Annotated in this window: 16 protein-coding genes; 6 read left to right on the plus strand and 10 right to left on the minus strand. The window is 57.4% G+C overall.

Translation table 11 applies throughout. The features are described 5' to 3' along the window. Positions 1-131: 131 nt before the first annotated feature. Entirely contained in the window at positions 132-1082 is a 951-nt protein-coding gene (locus tag AB4O16_RS29855; protein ID WP_460156567.1) for a hypothetical protein, read from the plus strand. A gap of 300 nt (positions 1083-1382) precedes the next feature. Here the strand turns inward: AB4O16_RS29855 and AB4O16_RS29860 are convergent, their stop codons facing one another. Continuing rightward, complete coding sequence (locus tag AB4O16_RS29860; protein ID WP_460156568.1) at positions 1383-1622, minus strand: SDR family oxidoreductase; 240 nt, start codon at positions 1620-1622, stop codon at positions 1383-1385. 173 nt (positions 1623-1795) lie between these two features. On the opposite strand from AB4O16_RS29860, the gene AB4O16_RS29865 reads away from it, so the two are divergent. Further along, entirely contained in the window at positions 1796-2809 is a 1014-nt protein-coding gene (locus AB4O16_RS29865) for a hypothetical protein (protein WP_460156569.1), read from the plus strand. Between the two features lie 51 nt (positions 2810-2860). Here the strand turns inward: AB4O16_RS29865 and AB4O16_RS29870 are convergent, their stop codons facing one another. From AB4O16_RS29870 to AB4O16_RS29890, 5 genes are all read right to left on the minus strand, one after another. Next, positions 2861-3628, minus strand: a complete 768-nt coding sequence (locus AB4O16_RS29870; protein WP_007976320.1) for an SDR family oxidoreductase — start codon at positions 3626-3628, stop codon at positions 2861-2863. A 179-nt stretch (positions 3629-3807) separates the two neighbouring features. Then, positions 3808-4875: a phosphotransferase family protein gene (locus AB4O16_RS29875; protein WP_460156570.1), complete on the minus strand. Its 1068-nt coding sequence runs from the start codon at positions 4873-4875 to the stop codon at positions 3808-3810. A gap of 144 nt (positions 4876-5019) precedes the next feature. After that, positions 5020-5985 (minus strand): 2-hydroxyacid dehydrogenase, encoded by a 966-nt coding sequence (locus AB4O16_RS29880; protein ID WP_460156571.1) that lies wholly within the window; start codon positions 5983-5985, stop codon positions 5020-5022. A 156-nt stretch (positions 5986-6141) separates the two neighbouring features. Further along, positions 6142-6732, minus strand: coding sequence for a TetR/AcrR family transcriptional regulator (locus tag AB4O16_RS29885; RefSeq protein WP_460156572.1), 591 nt, complete (start codon positions 6730-6732; stop codon positions 6142-6144). A gap of 29 nt (positions 6733-6761) precedes the next feature. Continuing rightward, a complete protein-coding gene (locus tag AB4O16_RS29890; RefSeq protein WP_160389782.1) occupies positions 6762-7145 on the minus strand; it encodes a tautomerase family protein in 384 nt (127 codons plus the stop codon). A 378-nt stretch (positions 7146-7523) separates the two neighbouring features. On the opposite strand from AB4O16_RS29890, the gene AB4O16_RS29895 reads away from it, so the two are divergent. After that, entirely contained in the window at positions 7524-8804 is a 1281-nt protein-coding gene (locus tag AB4O16_RS29895; protein WP_150718372.1) for a serine/threonine transporter, read from the plus strand. 106 nt (positions 8805-8910) lie between these two features. On the opposite strand, the gene acnB is transcribed toward AB4O16_RS29895, so the two are convergent. After that, positions 8911-11511: a bifunctional aconitate hydratase 2/2-methylisocitrate dehydratase gene (acnB, locus tag AB4O16_RS29900; RefSeq protein WP_460158100.1), complete on the minus strand. Its 2601-nt coding sequence runs from the start codon at positions 11509-11511 to the stop codon at positions 8911-8913. A gap of 457 nt (positions 11512-11968) precedes the next feature. Here acnB and AB4O16_RS29905 point away from each other — a divergent pair, with 457 nt between their 5' ends. Further along, the gene (locus tag AB4O16_RS29905) at positions 11969-12439 is read left to right on the plus strand and encodes a DUF1289 domain-containing protein (RefSeq protein WP_160389784.1); all 471 of its coding nucleotides are present in this window, start codon (positions 11969-11971) and stop codon (positions 12437-12439) included. A 177-nt stretch (positions 12440-12616) separates the two neighbouring features. On the opposite strand, the gene AB4O16_RS29910 is transcribed toward AB4O16_RS29905, so the two are convergent. Further along, complete coding sequence (locus AB4O16_RS29910) at positions 12617-13480, minus strand: universal stress protein (RefSeq protein ID WP_160389785.1); 864 nt, start codon at positions 13478-13480, stop codon at positions 12617-12619. Between the two features lie 162 nt (positions 13481-13642). Between AB4O16_RS29910 and AB4O16_RS29915 the strand changes: the two genes are divergently transcribed. Together AB4O16_RS29915 and AB4O16_RS29920 are read left to right on the plus strand one after the other, a co-directional pair. Further along, complete coding sequence (locus tag AB4O16_RS29915; protein ID WP_150718370.1) at positions 13643-14251, plus strand: MiaE family protein; 609 nt, start codon at positions 13643-13645, stop codon at positions 14249-14251. A 108-nt stretch (positions 14252-14359) separates the two neighbouring features. Next, a complete protein-coding gene (locus AB4O16_RS29920) occupies positions 14360-14773 on the plus strand; it encodes a VOC family protein (protein ID WP_460156573.1) in 414 nt (137 codons plus the stop codon). Between the two features lie 20 nt (positions 14774-14793). Here AB4O16_RS29920 and AB4O16_RS29925 read toward each other — a convergent pair whose 3' ends face one another. Together AB4O16_RS29925 and AB4O16_RS29930 are read right to left on the minus strand one after the other, a co-directional pair. Continuing rightward, positions 14794-18192, minus strand: coding sequence for a hypothetical protein (locus AB4O16_RS29925; RefSeq protein WP_460156574.1), 3399 nt, complete (start codon positions 18190-18192; stop codon positions 14794-14796). Between the two features lie 4 nt (positions 18193-18196). Next, on the minus strand, positions 18197-18412 hold the full coding sequence (locus AB4O16_RS29930) for a hypothetical protein (protein WP_460156575.1): 216 nt from the start codon (positions 18410-18412) through the stop codon (positions 18197-18199). Positions 18413-18445 lie beyond the last annotated feature (33 nt).

The raw sequence follows: 18445 nt of genomic DNA on the forward strand, positions 1-18445 counted from the left end.
ATAGGGAAATTGGGTTTTTATCGCAACTTGTTCTAGTTGATCTGTCATTTATGACAGTTTCACCCTTGTCGGCTTTCCCTAATAGTTAACGGACTGTTTTTTATGTCTATTGCGCAAAAGGAATCGTCGTCATGACCACCAAGTCAAACGCTGTAGCCACTGTATCAAACCCTTGGGAACGAGCCACCTTGTGGATCAACGATAAGCAGGTGGAATGGGGGGCGGAACTTGTTTTGCTCCGTGGGGAGGAGAACGATGTGACCGTAGAGGCCCCACTTGAAATCGCCAGGACGCTCAAAATGGGGCTGGTTAACAGTGGCGGTTTGAACATCACGGCATCGCCGGTTTTTGACGAATCGGTGATTCCCGCCAATGGCAAGTTCAATTGGAAGATTACGCCGGGCGCTGGCAAGAGCGGTCGTATCACCCTGAGTTTTTACAACACGGACGTGTTAGTGCCGTGGGAGCACCGAAGCCTGGTGATTTCGAGCAATCTGGCGGATGAGGCCGACGTGAAAATTGACAATAGAACCGTACCTCTCGAAGGGAACTGGTTTTTCTGGAATGTACCGAAAACTATCACGTTGGTAGCAAAACCTGGCAGCCCACTGGCGGGTCTACCCGTCCAGTTGAATTACAAGATAAAAAGTGGTCTTAATCCACTTAACCTGGAAAGTGCTCCGGCATTTGAGAGTGAGCAAACAACTCATAGTTGGAAGGTTTTCGGAAAGTCCAGGAAGGGCACTTTTCAACTATCTTTGTCGGCAAAAGGCGTGCCCACTCCAATCACGGTTACGACCAGTAAATTGCTATCAGACAATCTTGCCGACGAAGCCGATGTGAGGATAGACAACATGCCTATTACTGATGAAAGTAATTTATTTATCCGGGACAAACCAAAAATCGTGGAATTAATACCGAAATTAGACAGTCCCATGAGAGGGCTAGAGTTCAAGATTGGAGCTGTAGTTGTTAGTGGTCTCGATAATGGAGATTTAGTAAGCGTGCCAGGCTTTAGTGTCGAGGGTAAAACTTTTAGATGGGGGTTACCGGGAGGAACAATGCTGGTGCTTTTCAGTTGACAATATCATGCAGAGGTATGACTACACCTATTACTCTACCGATTAGCACTTTGCAGTAGTAGAACCGAGATGACTTGAGTTGGATCAAGTCCTGTGCTGCCTGATCCTGATTGGCAGTAGTCGGCAATGTGACGCGCAATCGCCCTCAAAGCGATCTTGAAAGAAAGGCGGCTAAACAGCTGCCTTTCTTTCACTCGGAAATGCGAATCAGGACAAGAACCCACCATCCACATTCAACGAAACCCCAGTCGTATAACTCGAAAAGCATCACTCGCCCAATAAAGCACCGCTCCCGCCATTTCACTCGGATCCGCCACTCGCTTGAGCGGACCGACATGAAGAAGTAGCCGCGGATGTTGACGTCAAGGTTTTCTGAAAGGCGCTGAGGTCGGTATCCAGCACGTTGCAGAACGGCGGGTTAGTCGCGGCGTTGTTGACCTGGATGTCGAGGCGGCCGAACTGTTCCTTGATGCCGGCGAAGACCTGGCTGATCTGTTCCATTTCACCGATGTGGCAGGCACTGAATACGAGAGTGAGCACGCTGTTGAGTGGAGCACTGATTGCATTCTCTATATGACTTTTGATACGAGAGTCCGGTTTTTCTATCGCAACGTGTTCTAGCTAACCTGTCAATTATGACAGTTTCTAGAGTGCCAGTTTTCCCTGATAGTTAACGGACTGTTTTTGTCCATAGCTGAAAAGGAATTGTCGTCATGACCGCCGAACTAAACGCTGCAAACGTTGCAGCAAGCCCTTGGGAACGAGCCATATTGTTGATCAACGGCAAGAAAGTGGAGTGGGGGGAGGAGCTCGTTTTGCTCCGTGGGCAGGAGAACGATGTGACAGTGGAGGTCTCACCGGAAATTGCCAAGGAGATCAAACTGGGGCTGGTTGAGGGTGGCGAATTGAACATCGGTGCATCGCCGAATTTTGACGTTTGGGTGGCTCCCGTCAATGGCCAGTTCGATTGGAAGATTACGCCGGACGCTGGCAAGAGCGGTCGTATCACCCTGGTGTTTTTAAGCCGGGAAGTGGACCTGCCGTGGGAACATCCTAGCCTGGTGATTTCGAGCAATCTGGCGGATGAGGCTGATGTCAAGATTGATGATAAAGATCCTTCCGATGCTGGTATCGCTTTCCTTAGAAAGAATCGTCGCAACATAAAGTTGGTGCCAAAGCCAAATAGTCCGTTAGCTGGGCTTACCTTCATTATGCGGCATGAAGTTATAAGTAAACTATTGCCTGGCGCGGTCGAAAGTATTCCTGCTATTGGTGCCGAAACATCAAGCCTCGAGTGGGATGTTGGTTGTATTGCTGCAGGAGATGGTGCTTTTCGGTTGGAGTTATACTGTCCGAGGCTTGAAAGTTCAGTTTATATTGAGTGCAAACAAATTGATGTCAGCTATAACGTAGCCGGCAAAAATGTAGAAATGATTGATGGTGTTGGTGAGGCCACTATTGGGGATTGGGGCAAGCATATTTTTTTAGTTAACGCATCGCCAGAAATGGTAGGCGATACTGTGGAGATTGAAGGGGGTGGGTTTCTATCAGTTCAGCCGAGGCTGCCTGCCAGTTATATCGTCGGACCCGGTTCAATGGTGTGGCGAATGGATGTGGCAAAAAATATCTATTCCTGGTCGAGTGAGTTTTTGTTTAGATTTTCAGGTGTTGGCGATCATGTTGATGTCGTTAATGTCCATATCAATGAGAGTGCCAATCAGGTGTAAATTGGCGTTGAATAAAAAAGGCAGCTAGCGCTGCCTTTTTAAGCTACTGATTCAGGACAAAAAACCACCATCCACATTCAACGAAACACCCGTGGTGTAGCTGGAAGCATCGCTGGCCAGGTACAGCACCGCCCCCGCCATCTCACTCGGATCCGCCACGCGCTTGAGCGGAATCTGCTGCAAAGCGGTGTTCAGAATCGCTTCATTCTTCACCAGCGCCGAAGCAAACTTGGTATCGGTCAGGCCCGGCAGCAAGGCATTGCAGCGAATCCCGAACTGCGCACATTCCTTGGCGAACACCTTGGTCATGTTGATCACCGCAGCCTTGGTCACCGAGTAGATGCCCTGGAAGATGCCCGGCGAGACGCCGTTGATCGAGGCGACGTTGATGATGCTGCCGCCGCCGTTTTCGCGCATCAGCTTGCCGGCTTCGACTGACATGAAGAAGTAGCCGCGGATGTTGACGTCGACGGTTTTCTGGAAGGCGCTGAGGTCGGTGTCCAGCACGTTGCAGAACTGCGGGTTGGTCGCGGCGTTGTTGACCAGGATGTCGAGGCGGCCGAACTGTTCCTTGATGCCGGCGAAGACCTGGCTGATCTGTTCCATTTCACCGATGTGGCAGGCGATGGCGGTGGCCTTGCCGCCGGCGGCAATGATCGCGTCGGCGACGTGTTGGCAGCCTTCGAGCTTGCGGCTCGAGACGATCACGTGGGCACCTTGCTGGGCCAGCAGTTTGGCGATGGCTTCACCGATGCCACGGCTGGCGCCGGAGACGAAAGCGATCTTGCCGTCGAGGTCGAACAACTGAGTCTTGGACATGGGGTTCCCTTATGAAAAGTCTTGTTGTTGAGTCAAGTGCCGGGTGTCGCTGATGCTGTCTGGTAGGGCGGGTTGCTGCGTTTGGTCAGTGAGCGAGCGTTATCGTTCACGACCTTCGCGAGCAGGCTCGCTCCTACAGGGGGTTGTGTGTAATCGAGCAGCATCGGGGCGCGTCGAGGTCAGAGGGTGGATTTCTGGATGACTTGCAGGCTCATCTGCTCCAGCAGTTTGTTCATGTGAATGAACTGCGCGAAGCGTTTGTCCTGGGTCTGGCCGTGGTAGAAGCGGTAGTAGATCTGCTGCACGATGCCGGCCAGGCGGAACAGGCCGTAGGTGTAGTAGAAGTCGAAATTGTCGATGCGGATGCCCGAGCGTTCGGCGTAGTAATCGACGAATTCGCGGCGGGTCAGCATGCCCGGTGCGTGGCTCGGCTGGCGGCGCATCATCTGCACGGGCGCCGGGTCGTCGGCTTCGATCCAGTAGGCGAGGGTGTTGCCCAGGTCCATCAACGGGTCGCCCAGGGTGGTCAGTTCCCAGTCGAGCACGCCGATGATCTGCATCGGGTTGTTCGGGTCGAGGATGACGTTGTCGAAGCGGTAGTCGTTGTGCACGATGCTGGAGGTCGGGTGATCGGCCGGCATCTTGTCGTTGAGCCAGGCTTTGACCGTTTCCCATAGCGGCGCATCCGGGGTCAGGGCTTTTTCGTAGCGATCGCTCCAGCCCTTGATTTGCCGCGCCACGTAACCTTCGGGCTTGCCGAGGTCGCCCAGGCCGTAGGCGTTGTAGTCGACGCGATGCAGTTCGACGAGCTTGTCGATGAAGCTCTTGCACAGGGCTTCGGTTTTCGCCGAGTCCAGCCCGAGTTCCGGCGGCAGGTCCGAGCGCAGGATGATGCCGTTGACCCGTTCCATCACGTAGAACTCGGCACCGATCACCGACTCGTCGGTGCAGTGCACGTAGGCTTTCGGGCAGTACGGAAAACCGTCGCGCAGTTGATTGAGGATGCGGAACTCACGGCCCATGTCATGGGCGGATTTGGCCTTGTGGCCGAACGGCGGGCGACGCAGGACGAATTCCTGTTCGGGGTATTCCAGCAAATAGGTGAGGTTTGAAGCGCCGCCCGGAAACTGGCTGATCTTCGGCAAACCGCTGAGCCCCGGAATATGGGCCTTGAGGTAGGGATCGATCAGGCTGGCATCGAGCTCTTCGCCGGTGCGGATACGGGTGGATTGGTCATTAAGCGCCATGCTTATCCCTTCTGCTTATTCTGGAGGCCTGAAACTATTGGCTAATCTAATGCGCACACTCCAGACCCACAACCGCGAGCGGCTCTTATAGGTGAGCGTGTTGCCGGCCAATCATTGTTTTTGATACAGCTGTTTGAATTGCCGTCAATGAGCGACCCGGCTCTTGGCGGGCGGTAAGTCGATCGGCGTCAGCACCGGTTGGCTGGAGAAAAACGCCACGAGGTTCTTGCCCACCAGCTCGACGGTGCCTTGGGTGGCTTCCGGGGACAGCCCGGCGACATGGGGCGTGAGGATCACATTGCTCAGGTGCTTGAGTGCATCAGGTACTTGCGGTTCGTGATCGAACACATCCAGCGCGGCACCGGCGATCCGGCGTTGCTCCAGGGCCGTGATCAGGTCCGCGGTGGCAATTACGCTGGCCCGGGCGATGTTGACGATAAACCCCTGGGGACCCAATGCGTCGAGGACCTGGCGATTGATCAAGTGCTTGGTGCCCAGGCCGCCGGGCGTGGCGACGATCAGGAAGTCCGAGGCGCGCGCCAGTTCGGTCGGGGTCGAGCAGAACGTGTAGGGCACATCGCTGCGATGCTGGCGGTTGTGGTAGCTGATGCTCATGTCGAACCCGGCGCCGGCGCGTTTGGCGATGGCCATGCCGACCGCGCCGAGGCCGAGGACGCCCAGGCGTTTGCCGGCGAGGGAAGGGCGCATGATCTTCGGCCACTCGCCGCGCCGTACGGCGGCATCACAGCGGGGTACGTCGCGCACCAGCGACAGCAGCAGCGCCATGGCATGGTCGGCGACGGACGAGGCGTTGACCCCGGCGCCGTTGGTGACGGTGATACCCCGGTTGGCGGCGGCCTGCAGGTCGACGTGTTCATAGCCGGCGCCGATCACGCAGATGATCTTGAGGTTGGGCAACGCGGCGATTTCATCGGCATACAGCCCCAATGGGCCGCGGGTGAGGACGGCGTCGATCTGGCCGGCGTGGCGGGCGATGGCTTCGGCGCGCTCGGCGGGTGTCGGGGCCAGAATCAGGTGGAAGCCCTGATGTTCGAGGATAGGCAGGTAATCATTGATGGTTTCAACCAGTACCAGAACGGTTACAGGCATGCTTGGCTCCCTGTGGGCATCGGAAAATCGGCAAAACGTCGCTTGAGATTGCAGATTCAAGGATAGCTTGGCAACCGCCAGCGATGGTCGTTAACGATGACGCGTTTGAATGGGATAAACGCGGCGCATTGGCGTCCATCGCCGGCAAGCCGGCTCCTACGGTTTTCCGGGCATGAGAGTGGCGCGGGCGGCCTCGAGAATTTCGTCCGACAGTGGATCGCCGCGGGTCGCCCGGGACAGCATCAGCGCGCCGAACATCATTGAGTACTGCGCCAGCGCCTGCTGCCGTCTGCAGGCTTCGTCCTCGGTGTCCAGCAGCGAACCGAGGGAATCGAGCAGGTCGTTCAGGCCCTGCACGTACGTTTGCCGCAAGCCACTCTGGGCGGCCTCATGGCACATGTCTCCGGCAAAGGCCACCACCGGGCAGCTTTCGCCCGGGTTGTCCCGGCTTTCATTGGACAGGTACGGTTCGACCACGGCGCGGCGGGCAGCGTCCTTGCTGTCCTGGTCGGCCACCCGCGCTTGCCAGTTTTGCGCGGCTTGCTTGAAAGCCCTTGCGCTGGCTTCTTGCGCCAGCGCTTCCCTGGATTCGAAGTGGCCGTAGAAACCGCCGTGGGTCAGGCCCGCCGCCGCCATCACTTCGACCACACTGATTCCGTGCAGGCCGCGTTCGCGAAACAGCCGTGTGGCGGCGTCGACTATGGTCTCGCGGTTGAGGTCGGCTTGTTTGCGGGAAACTCGGGGCATGGGTCACTCTCGGGGCTGCAGGTTGACTATCAGAGGGCGTATTGGGCAATTCCGTTGCCGAACGACCAATTCTCTTTTTTCACTTCCACCAGATTGATGAAAACGTCCTCCAGGCGTAACGCCAGCTCTGCGTGAAGGCTCTCGGCGATGGTCTTGTAGAGGCGTTTTTTCTGCTCGATGGTCCGGCCTTCGCTCATGGTGATCTGGATCACCACCAGTTGGTCGGTGCGGTCGATGCCCAGGTAACCGGGATCAAAGATGAAATGCTGCTCATCGTGTTCGTTGAGGATCTGGAAATTATCGTTTTCCGGCACGCCGATGGTGCTGTGCATGGCGGCGTAGATCAGTTGGCCGATGCGCTTGGCGTGGGTGGGGTCCTGATGTTTTTTGATGTCGACGCGAACCAGTGGCATGGGAAGACTCCAGGAGGAATGCAGGTGGGTTAAAAATACATGATGGTAGACCTTTATCAAGTGGTAAACGCCATCTTGCGATGAAGCGCAGGATCTGAAAGCCGCACAAATTCCTGTGGGAGCGGGCTTGCCCGCGAAAGCGGTGTGTCAGTCAACTCAACGCTGAATGTGCCGCCGCCTTCGCGGGCAAGCCCGCTCCCACAGGTTATGTGTCGTTCATTATCGTCAACCTGGTACCACCGTTCCTCACCTAAGTCTTTGCTTCTGTTCACTAATCCTCCAGAATCGCGCCCCTGTTTCGGCCAAGGCGCTGCCTGTCGGGTATTCCGACGCGTCCTGGCCGGGTGGCAAGTGACCGGAATGTGGAGATCCCACCGGATGAATGATCAGGCCAATAGCGTCAACAAACGCTATGTAGCAGCAACACCCGCGACGCTTTCGAACTGGAATCGCCAGGACACCACCTGGATGCTGGGCCTGTTTGGCACGGCGATTGGTGCGGGAACCCTGTTTTTGCCGATCAACGCAGGCCTGGGCGGCTTCTGGCCGCTGCTGATCCTGGCGTTGCTGGCGTTCCCGATGACGTTCTATGCACACCGTGGGCTGACCCGGTTCGTGCTGTCCGGTCGCGAAGGCGCCGACATCACTGAAGTGGTGGAAGAGCATTTCGGCATCAAGGCCGGTGCGCTGATCACCTTGCTGTACTTCTTCGCCATTTTCCCGATCCTGCTGATCTACAGCGTGGCGCTGACCAACACCGTGGGCAGCTTCCTCGAGCATCAACTGCACATCACGCCGCCACCGCGCGCCGTGCTGTCGCTGGTGCTGATCCTCGGCCTGCTGGCGGTGGTGCGTTGCGGCGAGCAACTGATCGTCAAGGCCATGAGCCTGATGGTCTACCCGTTCATCGTTGCGCTGCTGTTCCTGGCGGTGTACCTGGTTCCGCACTGGAACGGCGGCATCCTCGCCACCGCCAGCAGCGTGCCGGCGCCCTCGGCGTTGCTGCACACCTTGTGGCTGGCGATTCCGGTGATGGTGTTCTCGTTCAACCACTCACCGATCATTTCGGCGTTCGCGGTGGACCAGAAGCGTCGCTACGGTGAGCACGCCGAAGAGCGCAGCTCGCAGATCCTGTCCCGCGCCCACCTGCTGATGGTGGCGATGGTGCTGTTCTTCGTTTTCAGTTGCGTGCTGACCCTGTCGCCAGCGCAACTGGCGGAAGCCAAGGCGCAGAACCTGTCGATCCTGTCGTACCTGGCCAACCACTTCAGCAATCCGACCATCGCCTTCGCGGCGCCGTTGATTGCGTTCGTGGCCATTTCCAAGTCGTTCCTGGGCCACTACATCGGTGCCAGCGAAGGACTCAAGGGGCTGATCGTCAAGAGCGGCAAGCGTCCGTCGGCCAAGGCCCTGGACCGCATGACCGCCGCGTTCATGCTGGTGGTGTGCTGGATCGTCGCCACGCTGAACCCGAGCATCCTCGGCATGATCGAAACCCTCGGCGGCCCGGTGATCGCGGCGATCCTGTTCCTGATGCCGATGTACGCCATCCGCAAGGTGCCGGCGATGGCGCGCTATCGCGGTCAGGCGTCCAACGTCTTCGTGACGGCGGTGGGCCTGGTGGCGATTTCGGCGTTGATCTATTCGTTGAGTGCTTGAGTAGAGAGCCAAGAGGCGCTGAATACTTTGTCGGTGTCAGTTAAACCAGGCATAAAAAAACGCCGCTCATCTCACGATGGGCGGCGTTTTTCATTGCGTTGCTACGTTAGGCTTGAACGACCGGGATGTTGGCGTTCGCAGCAGCTTCACGGAACTCGGCGATCTGGTCGAAGGACAGGTAGCGGTAGACATCGGCCGCCATGCTGTCGATCTTGCCAGCGTATTCCATGTACTCCTCGACGGTCGGCAGGCGACCCAGGATGGAAGCCACGGACGCCAGCTCGGCCGAAGCCAGGTAGACGTTCGCGCCGTCACCCAGACGGTTCGGGAAGTTACGGGTCGAAGTCGACACGACAGTCGAGTTCGGCTCTACACGTGCCTGGTTACCCATGCACAGCGAGCAGCCCGGCATTTCCATGCGCGCGCCGGCCTTGCCGTAGATGCCGTAGTAGCCTTCTTCGGTCAGCTGGTGAGCGTCCATCTTGGTCGGCGGCGACAGCCACAGACGGGTTGGCAGCTGACCCTTGACCTGTTCCAGCAGTTTACCGGCAGCGCGGAAGTGACCGATGTTGGTCATGCACGAACCGATGAACACTTCGTCGATCTTCTCGCCAGCAACGCTGGAGAGCAGGCGAGCGTCGTCCGGGTCGTTCGGCGCGCAGAGCACAGGCTCCTTGATGTCGGCCAGGTCGATCTCGATGATTTCAGCGTATTCGGCGTCTTTGTCCGCTTGCAGCAGCTCAGGGTTGGCCAGCCAGGCTTCCATTGCTTGGGCGCGACGTTCCAGAGTACGTGCATCGCCGTAGCCTTCGCCGATCATCCAGCGCAGCAGGGTGATGTTGGACTGCAGGTATTCGGCAATCGACTCTTTGGACAGCTGGATGGTGCAACCGGCAGCCGAACGTTCAGCCGAGGCGTCAGACAGTTCGAACGCTTGCTCGACGGTCAGTTTAGGCAGGCCTTCGATCTCCAGGATGCGACCGGAGAAGGCGTTCTTCTTGCCTTTCTTCTCTACGGTCAGCAGGCCAGCCTGGATCGCGTAGTAAGGAATGGCGTGAACCAGGTCACGCAGGGTGACGCCTGGCTGCAGTTCGCCCTTGAAGCGAACCAGGATCGACTCAGGCATGTCCAGCGGCATGACGCCAGTGGCTGCGGCGAACGCAACCAGGCCGGAACCGGCCGGGAACGAGATGCCGATCGGGAAACGGGTGTGCGAGTCACCACCGGTACCGACGGTGTCCGGCAGCAGCATGCGGTTCAGCCACGAGTGGATGATGCCGTCGCCCGGACGCAGGGAAACGCCGCCGCGGGTCATGATGAAGTCAGGCAGGGTGTGGTGGGTGGTCACGTCGATCGGCTTTGGATAAGCCGCGGTGTGGCAGAAGGATTGCATCACCAGGTCGGTCGAGAAGCCCAGGCACGCCAGGTCTTTCAGTTCGTCACGGGTCATTGGACCGGTGGTGTCCTGGGAACCCACGGTGGTCATCTTCGGTTCGCAGTAGGTGCCCGGACGTACGCCGGTCACGCCGCAAGCCTTGCCGACCATTTTCTGCGCCAGGGTGAAACCCTTGGTGCTTTCAGCCGGTGCTTCAGGCTTCTTGAACAGAGTCGAAGGTGGCAGACCCAGCTCGGTACGGGCCTTCTCGGTCAGGCCACGGCCGATGATCAGCGGGATACGGCCGCCGGCACGTACTTCGTCCAACAGCACCGGGGTCTTCATTTCGAAGGTGGTCAGGACTTCGTCGGTGCCGTGCTTGCAGACTTTGCCAGCATGGGGGTACAGGTCGATCACGTCGCCCATGTGCATGTTGGAAACGTCGAATTCGATTGGCAGTGCGCCAGCATCTTCCATGGTGTTGTAGAAGATCGGAGCGATCTTGCTGCCGAAGCAGAAACCGCCGGCACGCTTGTTCGGCACGTAAGGAACGTCGTCGCCGAAGAACCACAGCACCGAGTTGGTCGCCGATTTACGCGAAGAACCGGTACCGACCACGTCACCGACGTAGGCGATAGGGAAGCCGGCGTTGCGCATTTCTTCGATCTGCTTCATCGGACCGGTGACGCCTTGTGCGTCAGGCACGATGCCGTCGCGAGCCATTTTCAGCATGGCCAGGGCGTGCAGCGGGATGTCCGGGCGGGACCAGGCATCAGGAGCAGGGGACAGGTCGTCGGTGTTGGTTTCGCCGGTGACCTTGAACACGCGCAGGCTGATCTTGTCGGCCAGGGTCGGGCGCTTCACGAACCACTCGCCGTCAGCCCAGGATTGCAGGACGCCTTGGGCGTGAACGTTGCCGTTCTTGGCTTTTTCAGCCACGTCGTGGAAGGCATCGAACATCAGCAGGGTGTGCTTGAGTTCTGCGGCAGCTACTGGCGCCAGTTCGGCGTCGTCCAGCAGGTTGACCAGCGTCACGATGTTGTAGCCGCCCTGCATGGTGCCGAGCAGTTCAACAGCGCGTTTCTTGTCGATCAGGGGGGAGTTGGCTTCGCCTTTGGCGATGGCGGACAGGAAACCGGCCTTTACATAGGCTGCTTCGTCCACGCCTGGCGGAACGCGATTGGTGATCAGGTCAACGAGGAATGCTTCTTCGCCAGCCGGGGGATTTTTCAGCAGCTCGACCAGGCCTGCAGTTTGTTCGGCGTTTAGCGGCTGGGGAACGATACCCAGTGCTGCGCGCTCTTCGATATGTTTGCGGTAGGCTTCAAGCACAGTTATTACCCTCATCAGTGGTCCCAAATGGGTGTCCGGGACGCTCATCCCGAAATTGCCGTACTCATGCGCTGCATGGCGTTGTGAGCCACTTAGCCAGAATTACCGACAATTCCTTACAGAAGCTGCTTTCAAAGTTTTACGCCTGCAGAACGGGAGCTGATGAGGGTTGGCGTTGGGCTTTTCCCCGCTGGAAAAACCCATCGCCAACACCGCTCTGAAGGAACGACTGTGCTCGTGACGCTTTGAAAACAGCTTCTAACGGACATTGGCGCCTAAAAAGGCAGGCTGATTCTACGGCAAAAAAAAATTTAAGGTAAGTCAGTGTTTATTGGACTTTGGTGGAGGCGGCCAGCAAGGTGCCATTGACCTTAACCCTTTGACTTTGAGGGGTGATGAATATCGGACAAAGGGCTAACATGCCGGCCTGTTCTGCTTTTCGCGTTTTTGCCTACCTATGCCCAATCAGACCATCAAGACGCCGTGCGTCGGCCTTTGCTCCACTGTCTACGGTGACCTGGTGTGCCGTGGCTGCAAGCGTTTCCACCATGAAGTGATTCACTGGAACGGTTACAACGAGGAAGAAAAGCGCGCGGTATGGCTGCGTCTTGAGCAGTTGCTGTCGCAAGTGATGGCCGCGAAGGTGGAAATTTTCGATCCGGCACTGCTGCGCATGCAGCTGGAGCAACGCAAGATCCGCTTCGTGCCCCATCAGTCGGAATATTGCTGGGCCTACCAGCTGATTGCCCGTGGCGCGCGGGTGATCAACAACCTCGAAGCCTACGGGATGGTGTTGCTGCCGGAATTTCGCGAGTGGAACCTGCCGGAATTGCGCGATGCCATTGATCGGGAGTTTTTCCTGCTTTCCGAGGCGCATTACCAGCGCTACATTGCGCCGGGGTTTCTGAAAGACGTCTTTGGCGGGTGAGCCGCTGATATGTGGCGAGGGGGCTCGTCGGATCGCCGCACCGTCCCGTTCGGCGGCGCAGCCGTCGCAAATTGAGCTGGCACAGTACATCTGCCGGAATGCAGGGGGCCGCTTCGCGACCCAACGGGGCGGTGCGGCGGTCCGACAAGCCCCCTCGCCACAAAAGCATGTTCGGCCTCAACGCTTGACGGCCATTTCCTCCAGATGATCCTCGATCTCCTGCGGCTTGAGCACAAGCACATCGCTCTCCACCGCATCGAGCACCACTTCCGCCGTATTGCCGATCAACGCCCCTGACAACCCGCTGCGGCCCACGGTGCCGATCACCGTCACCGCCGCCTGCAGTTTGTGCACCATGAACGGAATCAGCACGTCCGCCGGGCCTTCCTCGATGTGCAGGTGTTCATCGTCGATGTCGAACTCCGCCTGGAACGACCTGCATTGCTCGCGGTAGCGCGCCTGGATGGTTTCGCTGAGTTGAAAGGTCGGGTCGGCCGACGACAGCATCGGCGACGGGTGGGCGCTGATCACGTGCAAGTGCGCCTTGGCCAGGGTGGCGATGTCATAGCCATGATCAATGATGGTGTCGTGCAGGTGGCGGTGTTCGAGGTCGGTGTTGCCGACATCGATGGCGGCCAGGATCACTTTGTCTTTCCATGAACCGGCGGTTTTCACCAGCAGTACCGGGGAAGGGCATTGGCGCAGCAGTTTCCAGTCCTCGGGTGTCAGCAGGGCCTTTTTCAGTGCGCTGTCGGGAAAGTGCTGCTTTACCACGAGACCGCAGCCTTCGGCTTGCTGCACATCGATGATGGTTTGATGCAGGCTCTGGTTCCAGGCCTGCTCGGTGGTGACGTTGTAACCGTCTTCCAGCAAAGCGGCCTTGAGTACACCCAACATGCCGCTGTGATCATGCTTGGGGTCGCACACCAGCAGATGCAACTGGGCCTGGGTCACACCGGCGATCAGCTTCGCCCGTTTGAGCGCCAGGCTTTCGGAGTGTTCGGGGTCGATGACCACCAGAATGCTGCGTACGGCTTGCATGATCGCTATCTCCTGAAAATGAAAAGGCACGGCGTTGCACAACTATAGTTGCTGCCGACGATTCGGTGACTTGATGCATATCAACGGTTGGCGACTGGTGGTCTGCGGGCAGGCCGGTATAATCGGCGCCCTTCGTTTTGAACCTATTTTTCCGTGAGCCCCATGATCCTTCCCGAAATTCACGAGTTCCTTGGCTGCCGCACCCCCGACGGCTGGGTTCAAGCCGCGCTGGCCGACCAGGAAACCCTGCTGATCGACCACAAGAACTGCGAATTCAAGGCTGCCAGCACCGCATTGAGCCTGATCGCCAAGTATCACTCCCACGTCGACCTGATCAACATGATGTCGCGCCTGGCCCGGGAAGAGCTGGTGCACCACGAGCAGGTCATGCGCCTGATGAAACGCCGCAAGATCGGCCTGCGCCAGCTGTCCGCCGGGCGCTATGCGTCGGGGCTGCGCAAGGTGGTGCGCAGTCACGAGCCGGTGAAACTGGTGGATACCCTGGTGGTGGGCGCTTTCATCGAGGCGCGCAGTTGCGAGCGTTTCGAAGCGCTGGTGCCGCACCTGGACGAGGAACTGGGCAAGTTCTATTTCGGTCTGCTCAAGAGCGAGGCGCGGCATTTCCAGGGTTATCTGAAACTGGCCTACCAGTATGGTGACGCCAAGGACATCGCCCAGGTGATCGACAAGGTCCGCGCCGCCGAGCAGGAACTGATCGAGTCGCCGGACGTCGAATTCCGCTTTCATAGCGGTGTACCGGCTGCGGCGTAACCTGCAAAGTGCCACCACCGGACAGTCATCAGTGAATTTTGGTGGCCCTGAACTACAGTCAACGGGTCACCGGTCATGCTGTAGACGATATTTTCAGGGATCATTCCAATGCAAGCGTTCACGATTAAACAGATCGATCACATTGTCCTGCGCGTCGAGGATCTCGAACGAAGCATCAATTTTTACGGCGATGTATTCGGCGCCGAACTGGTCAAGCGCCGCGACGATCTGGGCATGGTGCACTTGCGGGCGGGTGCCTCGATGATCGACCTCGTCGACATCCGGGGCGAACTCGGCCGCAAGGGCGGTGCTGCCGCTGCCCGCGAACGGCGCAATGTCGATCATTTCTGCCTGCGCATCGAGCCGTTCGACGAGGAAGCGCTGATCAGTCACTTGCAGTCCTTCGGCCTGGCACCCGAGAAAGCCGCCGTGCGCTTCGGTGCCGAAGGCAGTGGGCTGTCTATCTATTGCTTCGATCCGGACGGCAACCAGGTCGAACTGAAAGGGCCGTCCCAAGCGTAAGGATCATGCCCGTTTGGTTTTCAGCCCAGATCGCTCAATGACAAAAACACGTGTTTTGGCATTGGCGTAAACCGGTCACCGCGCAGTTGGCTGATGGCATACGCCGCGCTGGCGGTGCGGCCATTACCGTCGCCGAACCCCTGAAAGCCTGCAATGGCCGCCAGCAAGTGTTTGTCAAAGTGCTCATGGGCGGCATCCAGGGTTTTCAGGTGTTGGTCCATCAGCGCAAAACCGCTGATGCTGCCGCCATATTTCGATGGCGCACCTGCGTTGCGCACCGAGCCAGCGAGTTGGGGGACGAGCCGGCTGTGGATCTCCTTGATGACGGCAGAATCGGTGAGCGATTTATTGTTGCCCGCGTACTCACGCAGTAACGCAACGATGTTTTCGAAGTCGTTGCCGTCGGACGTCGATCCCTTCAGCATCCAGGCGCCGGCTCTCTGCGCATTGTCGGTATAGCCCTGGGGATTGAAGGCGGATTCGGGCATGACATCGGCATAGGGCGCTTTGCCCAGATCCTGCTTCAACACACTCTGCTGGTGATTCTTGAGGTAGCTGACTTTCTTTGTTTCAAGTTCGGCGACAAAGCCCAGCGTTTCCGAATAGTCACGGGCGCCTATGGTGAACCGGGTTCCATCGAAGCGGCTGGGCTTGCCTTCAATGAACGCGATCAGTAGGTCGTTGGTGGCCTGATGGCCGATCAACGACTCCAGCTCCTGGAGTGGTCGCGCCGGGAGTGCGGCTTCTCTGATGGCATTGTTAAACAGATGCTCCAGCTCCGCGGATGATGCGCCCTTGGGCAGGAGAACGTTTTTCTCACTGAGCCGCACAACGATCTGTTCGACGGTTTCCAGCGTGTCATCCTTGAACAGCGCACGGGCATGGGCCACTGTCGGCAGGCTCATGCGCAGCTCGGCAGCGGCGCCGGATTTGCTGAGCGCCTTGATCAGGTCGTAGGAGCCGCTGGAACTACTCGTCAACCGACGCAGCTGTCCGGCACCCAACCGTGTGATCGAAAGGCCGTGGGCACCCAGTTTAAGGGCGCCCTTGCCGATCAGTCTGGCACCGCCCTGAATCAGTTGCGGAACGCCGTCCAGCGGGTTGAACAGCGACAGCACGAAACGTGAGCCGACCTTGCCCAGGCTGAGCAGTCTTGAACTGCTGGCGAATGCTTTGGTAAAGGCGCCGGCGCCACCCACGAAGGTGAACAGCAGCAGGGTCGCGTCCATCACACAGCTGAACAACGCGTCGCTGCGCTGTTTTTTGTTGCCCGACGCCAGTCCTTCAATGCATTCCTTGAACGGGATAAGGATGTTCAGAACTGTCTGGAGGAGTCGCTGCCATTGTTCGTAGCTTTCTTCCAGTTCGGTTTTGTCGTAACCCATGGCATAGAAAGCATCGTAGGGCAGGGGCGGCTGGTGTTCTGCCAAATGTTGCGCGAGTTCACGGAATCGTCTGGAGTGATAGCTCTGCATCGGGCTACGTTGATAGGAGATCGAGCTATTTCTATCGATACTGGCAAACTGTTCCAGCAGAACGTTGCGTGTACCGGGTTGCGAGCCGTTATCGAGCGCCTTGCCTTTGAAGTAGACCTCGCTGTCAATGGATGCCTCGAACAGGAAAATTTCTGTCTTTAACGCTCCCTCGCCCTTATCCCTTCTGTTATTGCTGTCGGGGCCGGGGATCTGACGGGTCAGCTCTTGATTTATCCGGCACGCCCCCAGCAGTGCGAACAGGTCGTAGGCAGTCACCTCCTCGTTGACTTTACTCAGCATGACGATCCCATAAGGTGCGACTTTTTCGCCTGATCGGTGTATCTGGCCATCAATCCCGATCGGGGGAACGGTGAGCACCCGGTATAGCGCCAGATAGCCCTGTTCGATGGCTACCCGGTCTTCAAGAGGGATTTGCGACAGTGCGAGACGAATGAAAGTCGTCAGGCCTTTTTTATGCAGTGCGTATTGGCTGTCGACTTCCCTGGCATACAGCGTGTTAACGGGTTCGAGGCTATGGAGTCGTTCCCGTTCAAAGGTGTAAGCCGTCAATCGGCGCGCCAGATACAGGTCAAGTAGAGACTCCGGCGCGCTGGCGTAATCGCTTATCTTGAGTTCCGGGTCCAGTCCTGTTGCCTGGATCACAGACCGGGCGATCGCCCTGCGACTCGGCGGAGCAGTGGAAATGTTCTTGAAGGCTTCGCGTGTTTCCTCAAGGAAGGCGTTGTATTGCGTTGTGGCATGCTCGACGAGTGTTTGCGTCGGCAAATTTTCGGCATTCTCCAGGTCAAGACCATTGATCGTGTTCCAGTCCAGAACACAACGGGTCAGGATCAAGTCATGCAGTGCCTGTTGGGCGGGACTGGCAGGCGCGATGGCGCCCAGTTCGTTCAGGCTTGCATAGGACATGCGGCGCGACAACCCGGGCGCAGTGGCTTCGGCGAGCATCACTGACTTGCGTAGCATGACCCAGCCCGAGGAACCCAATTGCAGTGCCGCTGGCACATACACCAGGAATTCAGGTGCAAGGCCGGCGAATATCAATTGCAACGCCAGAGGTGCAGCCGTTGCCTGAACAAAGAACGAATTGACGACGATGTCGGTAAACTTTTTCCTGATGTCGTAAGGATTCGCCTGAACATAGCGTGGTTCGTATAGGTGAAACGAGCGGTAGAACTGCTGCTCACTCTCTTCGGCCAGACCAAAATCCAGCATGACCGCGGCAACCAGCAACCTGCTGCACTGATGAGGCGACAGAGGTTTTTCGGCAGAAACCGCGTTGAGATTCATGGCTTCGAAACAGGCTTGGGCGAAATCCCTGGCCCTGGGAGCTTCGACAATCAGCTCCCAGCTTTTTTCGGGTTCTTCCTGCAGGAATGCGGCGGATCGATTGCCGTCAAACAAGGTGTCGGTTAAATAATTGAGCAGGGGTTCCGGTCGGACGCTGTCCTTGTTCACCACCCGCGCAATTTGTTGTTTTATCAGTAAATGCTGATCTGGCGTAATGGCGAGCAACGTTTCCTCAGTGTCACCCGACAGGCCCCAATAGTTTCCATAGGTGGGCGGCGCTGGAAGTTCAAGTTGTAGCAGGCTGATGAGATTGGAAATGTCGGGAATGTTTTTTGGTGTGTTCAGTTGATGGAACTTCAACCAGTTCTTCAGTGGAATATAGTCACTTGAGGAAACAATGCTCCCGGTCAATGCTGCGGTTTTTGCCAGAAGTTCTATATCAGCTTTTGATGTGGGAATGGCGCGGGTCACTGCATCGGTGACTTCTTCGAATTCAAAGTGTGTGGCCGGTGATTGAGTGGTTTCAGCCTGTAGAAGAGTGCCGTCTTCGGTAATCAGGATGAATTCGTCCGAAGTCGGGCCGTAGGGGCCGGAAAGTCTTGCGAATTCTGGCTGTCGAACCAATTGGCGAAGCACGGTTTTACTGGAACAGATGGCTCTGTTCGAAATCACTGCCCTCAATGATTTTAACGATGATGTCATTGATTTCGACCGTTTCGTTCGCCCGGGCACTGGCTGGCAAATTGTCCTTGTCTGATAAGTCGAAAATTAACGTCAAAGTGCTGGCAATGGCTTGGCGCTCTTCCATGTCCGCAGTCGCGGGTAATGGATTGAACAGGTTCAATGGTTTACTCATGAGAATGGCCACCTTCCTTGGTAGGTAAGTTTT

It is taken from the genome of Pseudomonas sp. S2_H10 (genome assembly GCF_054668285.1).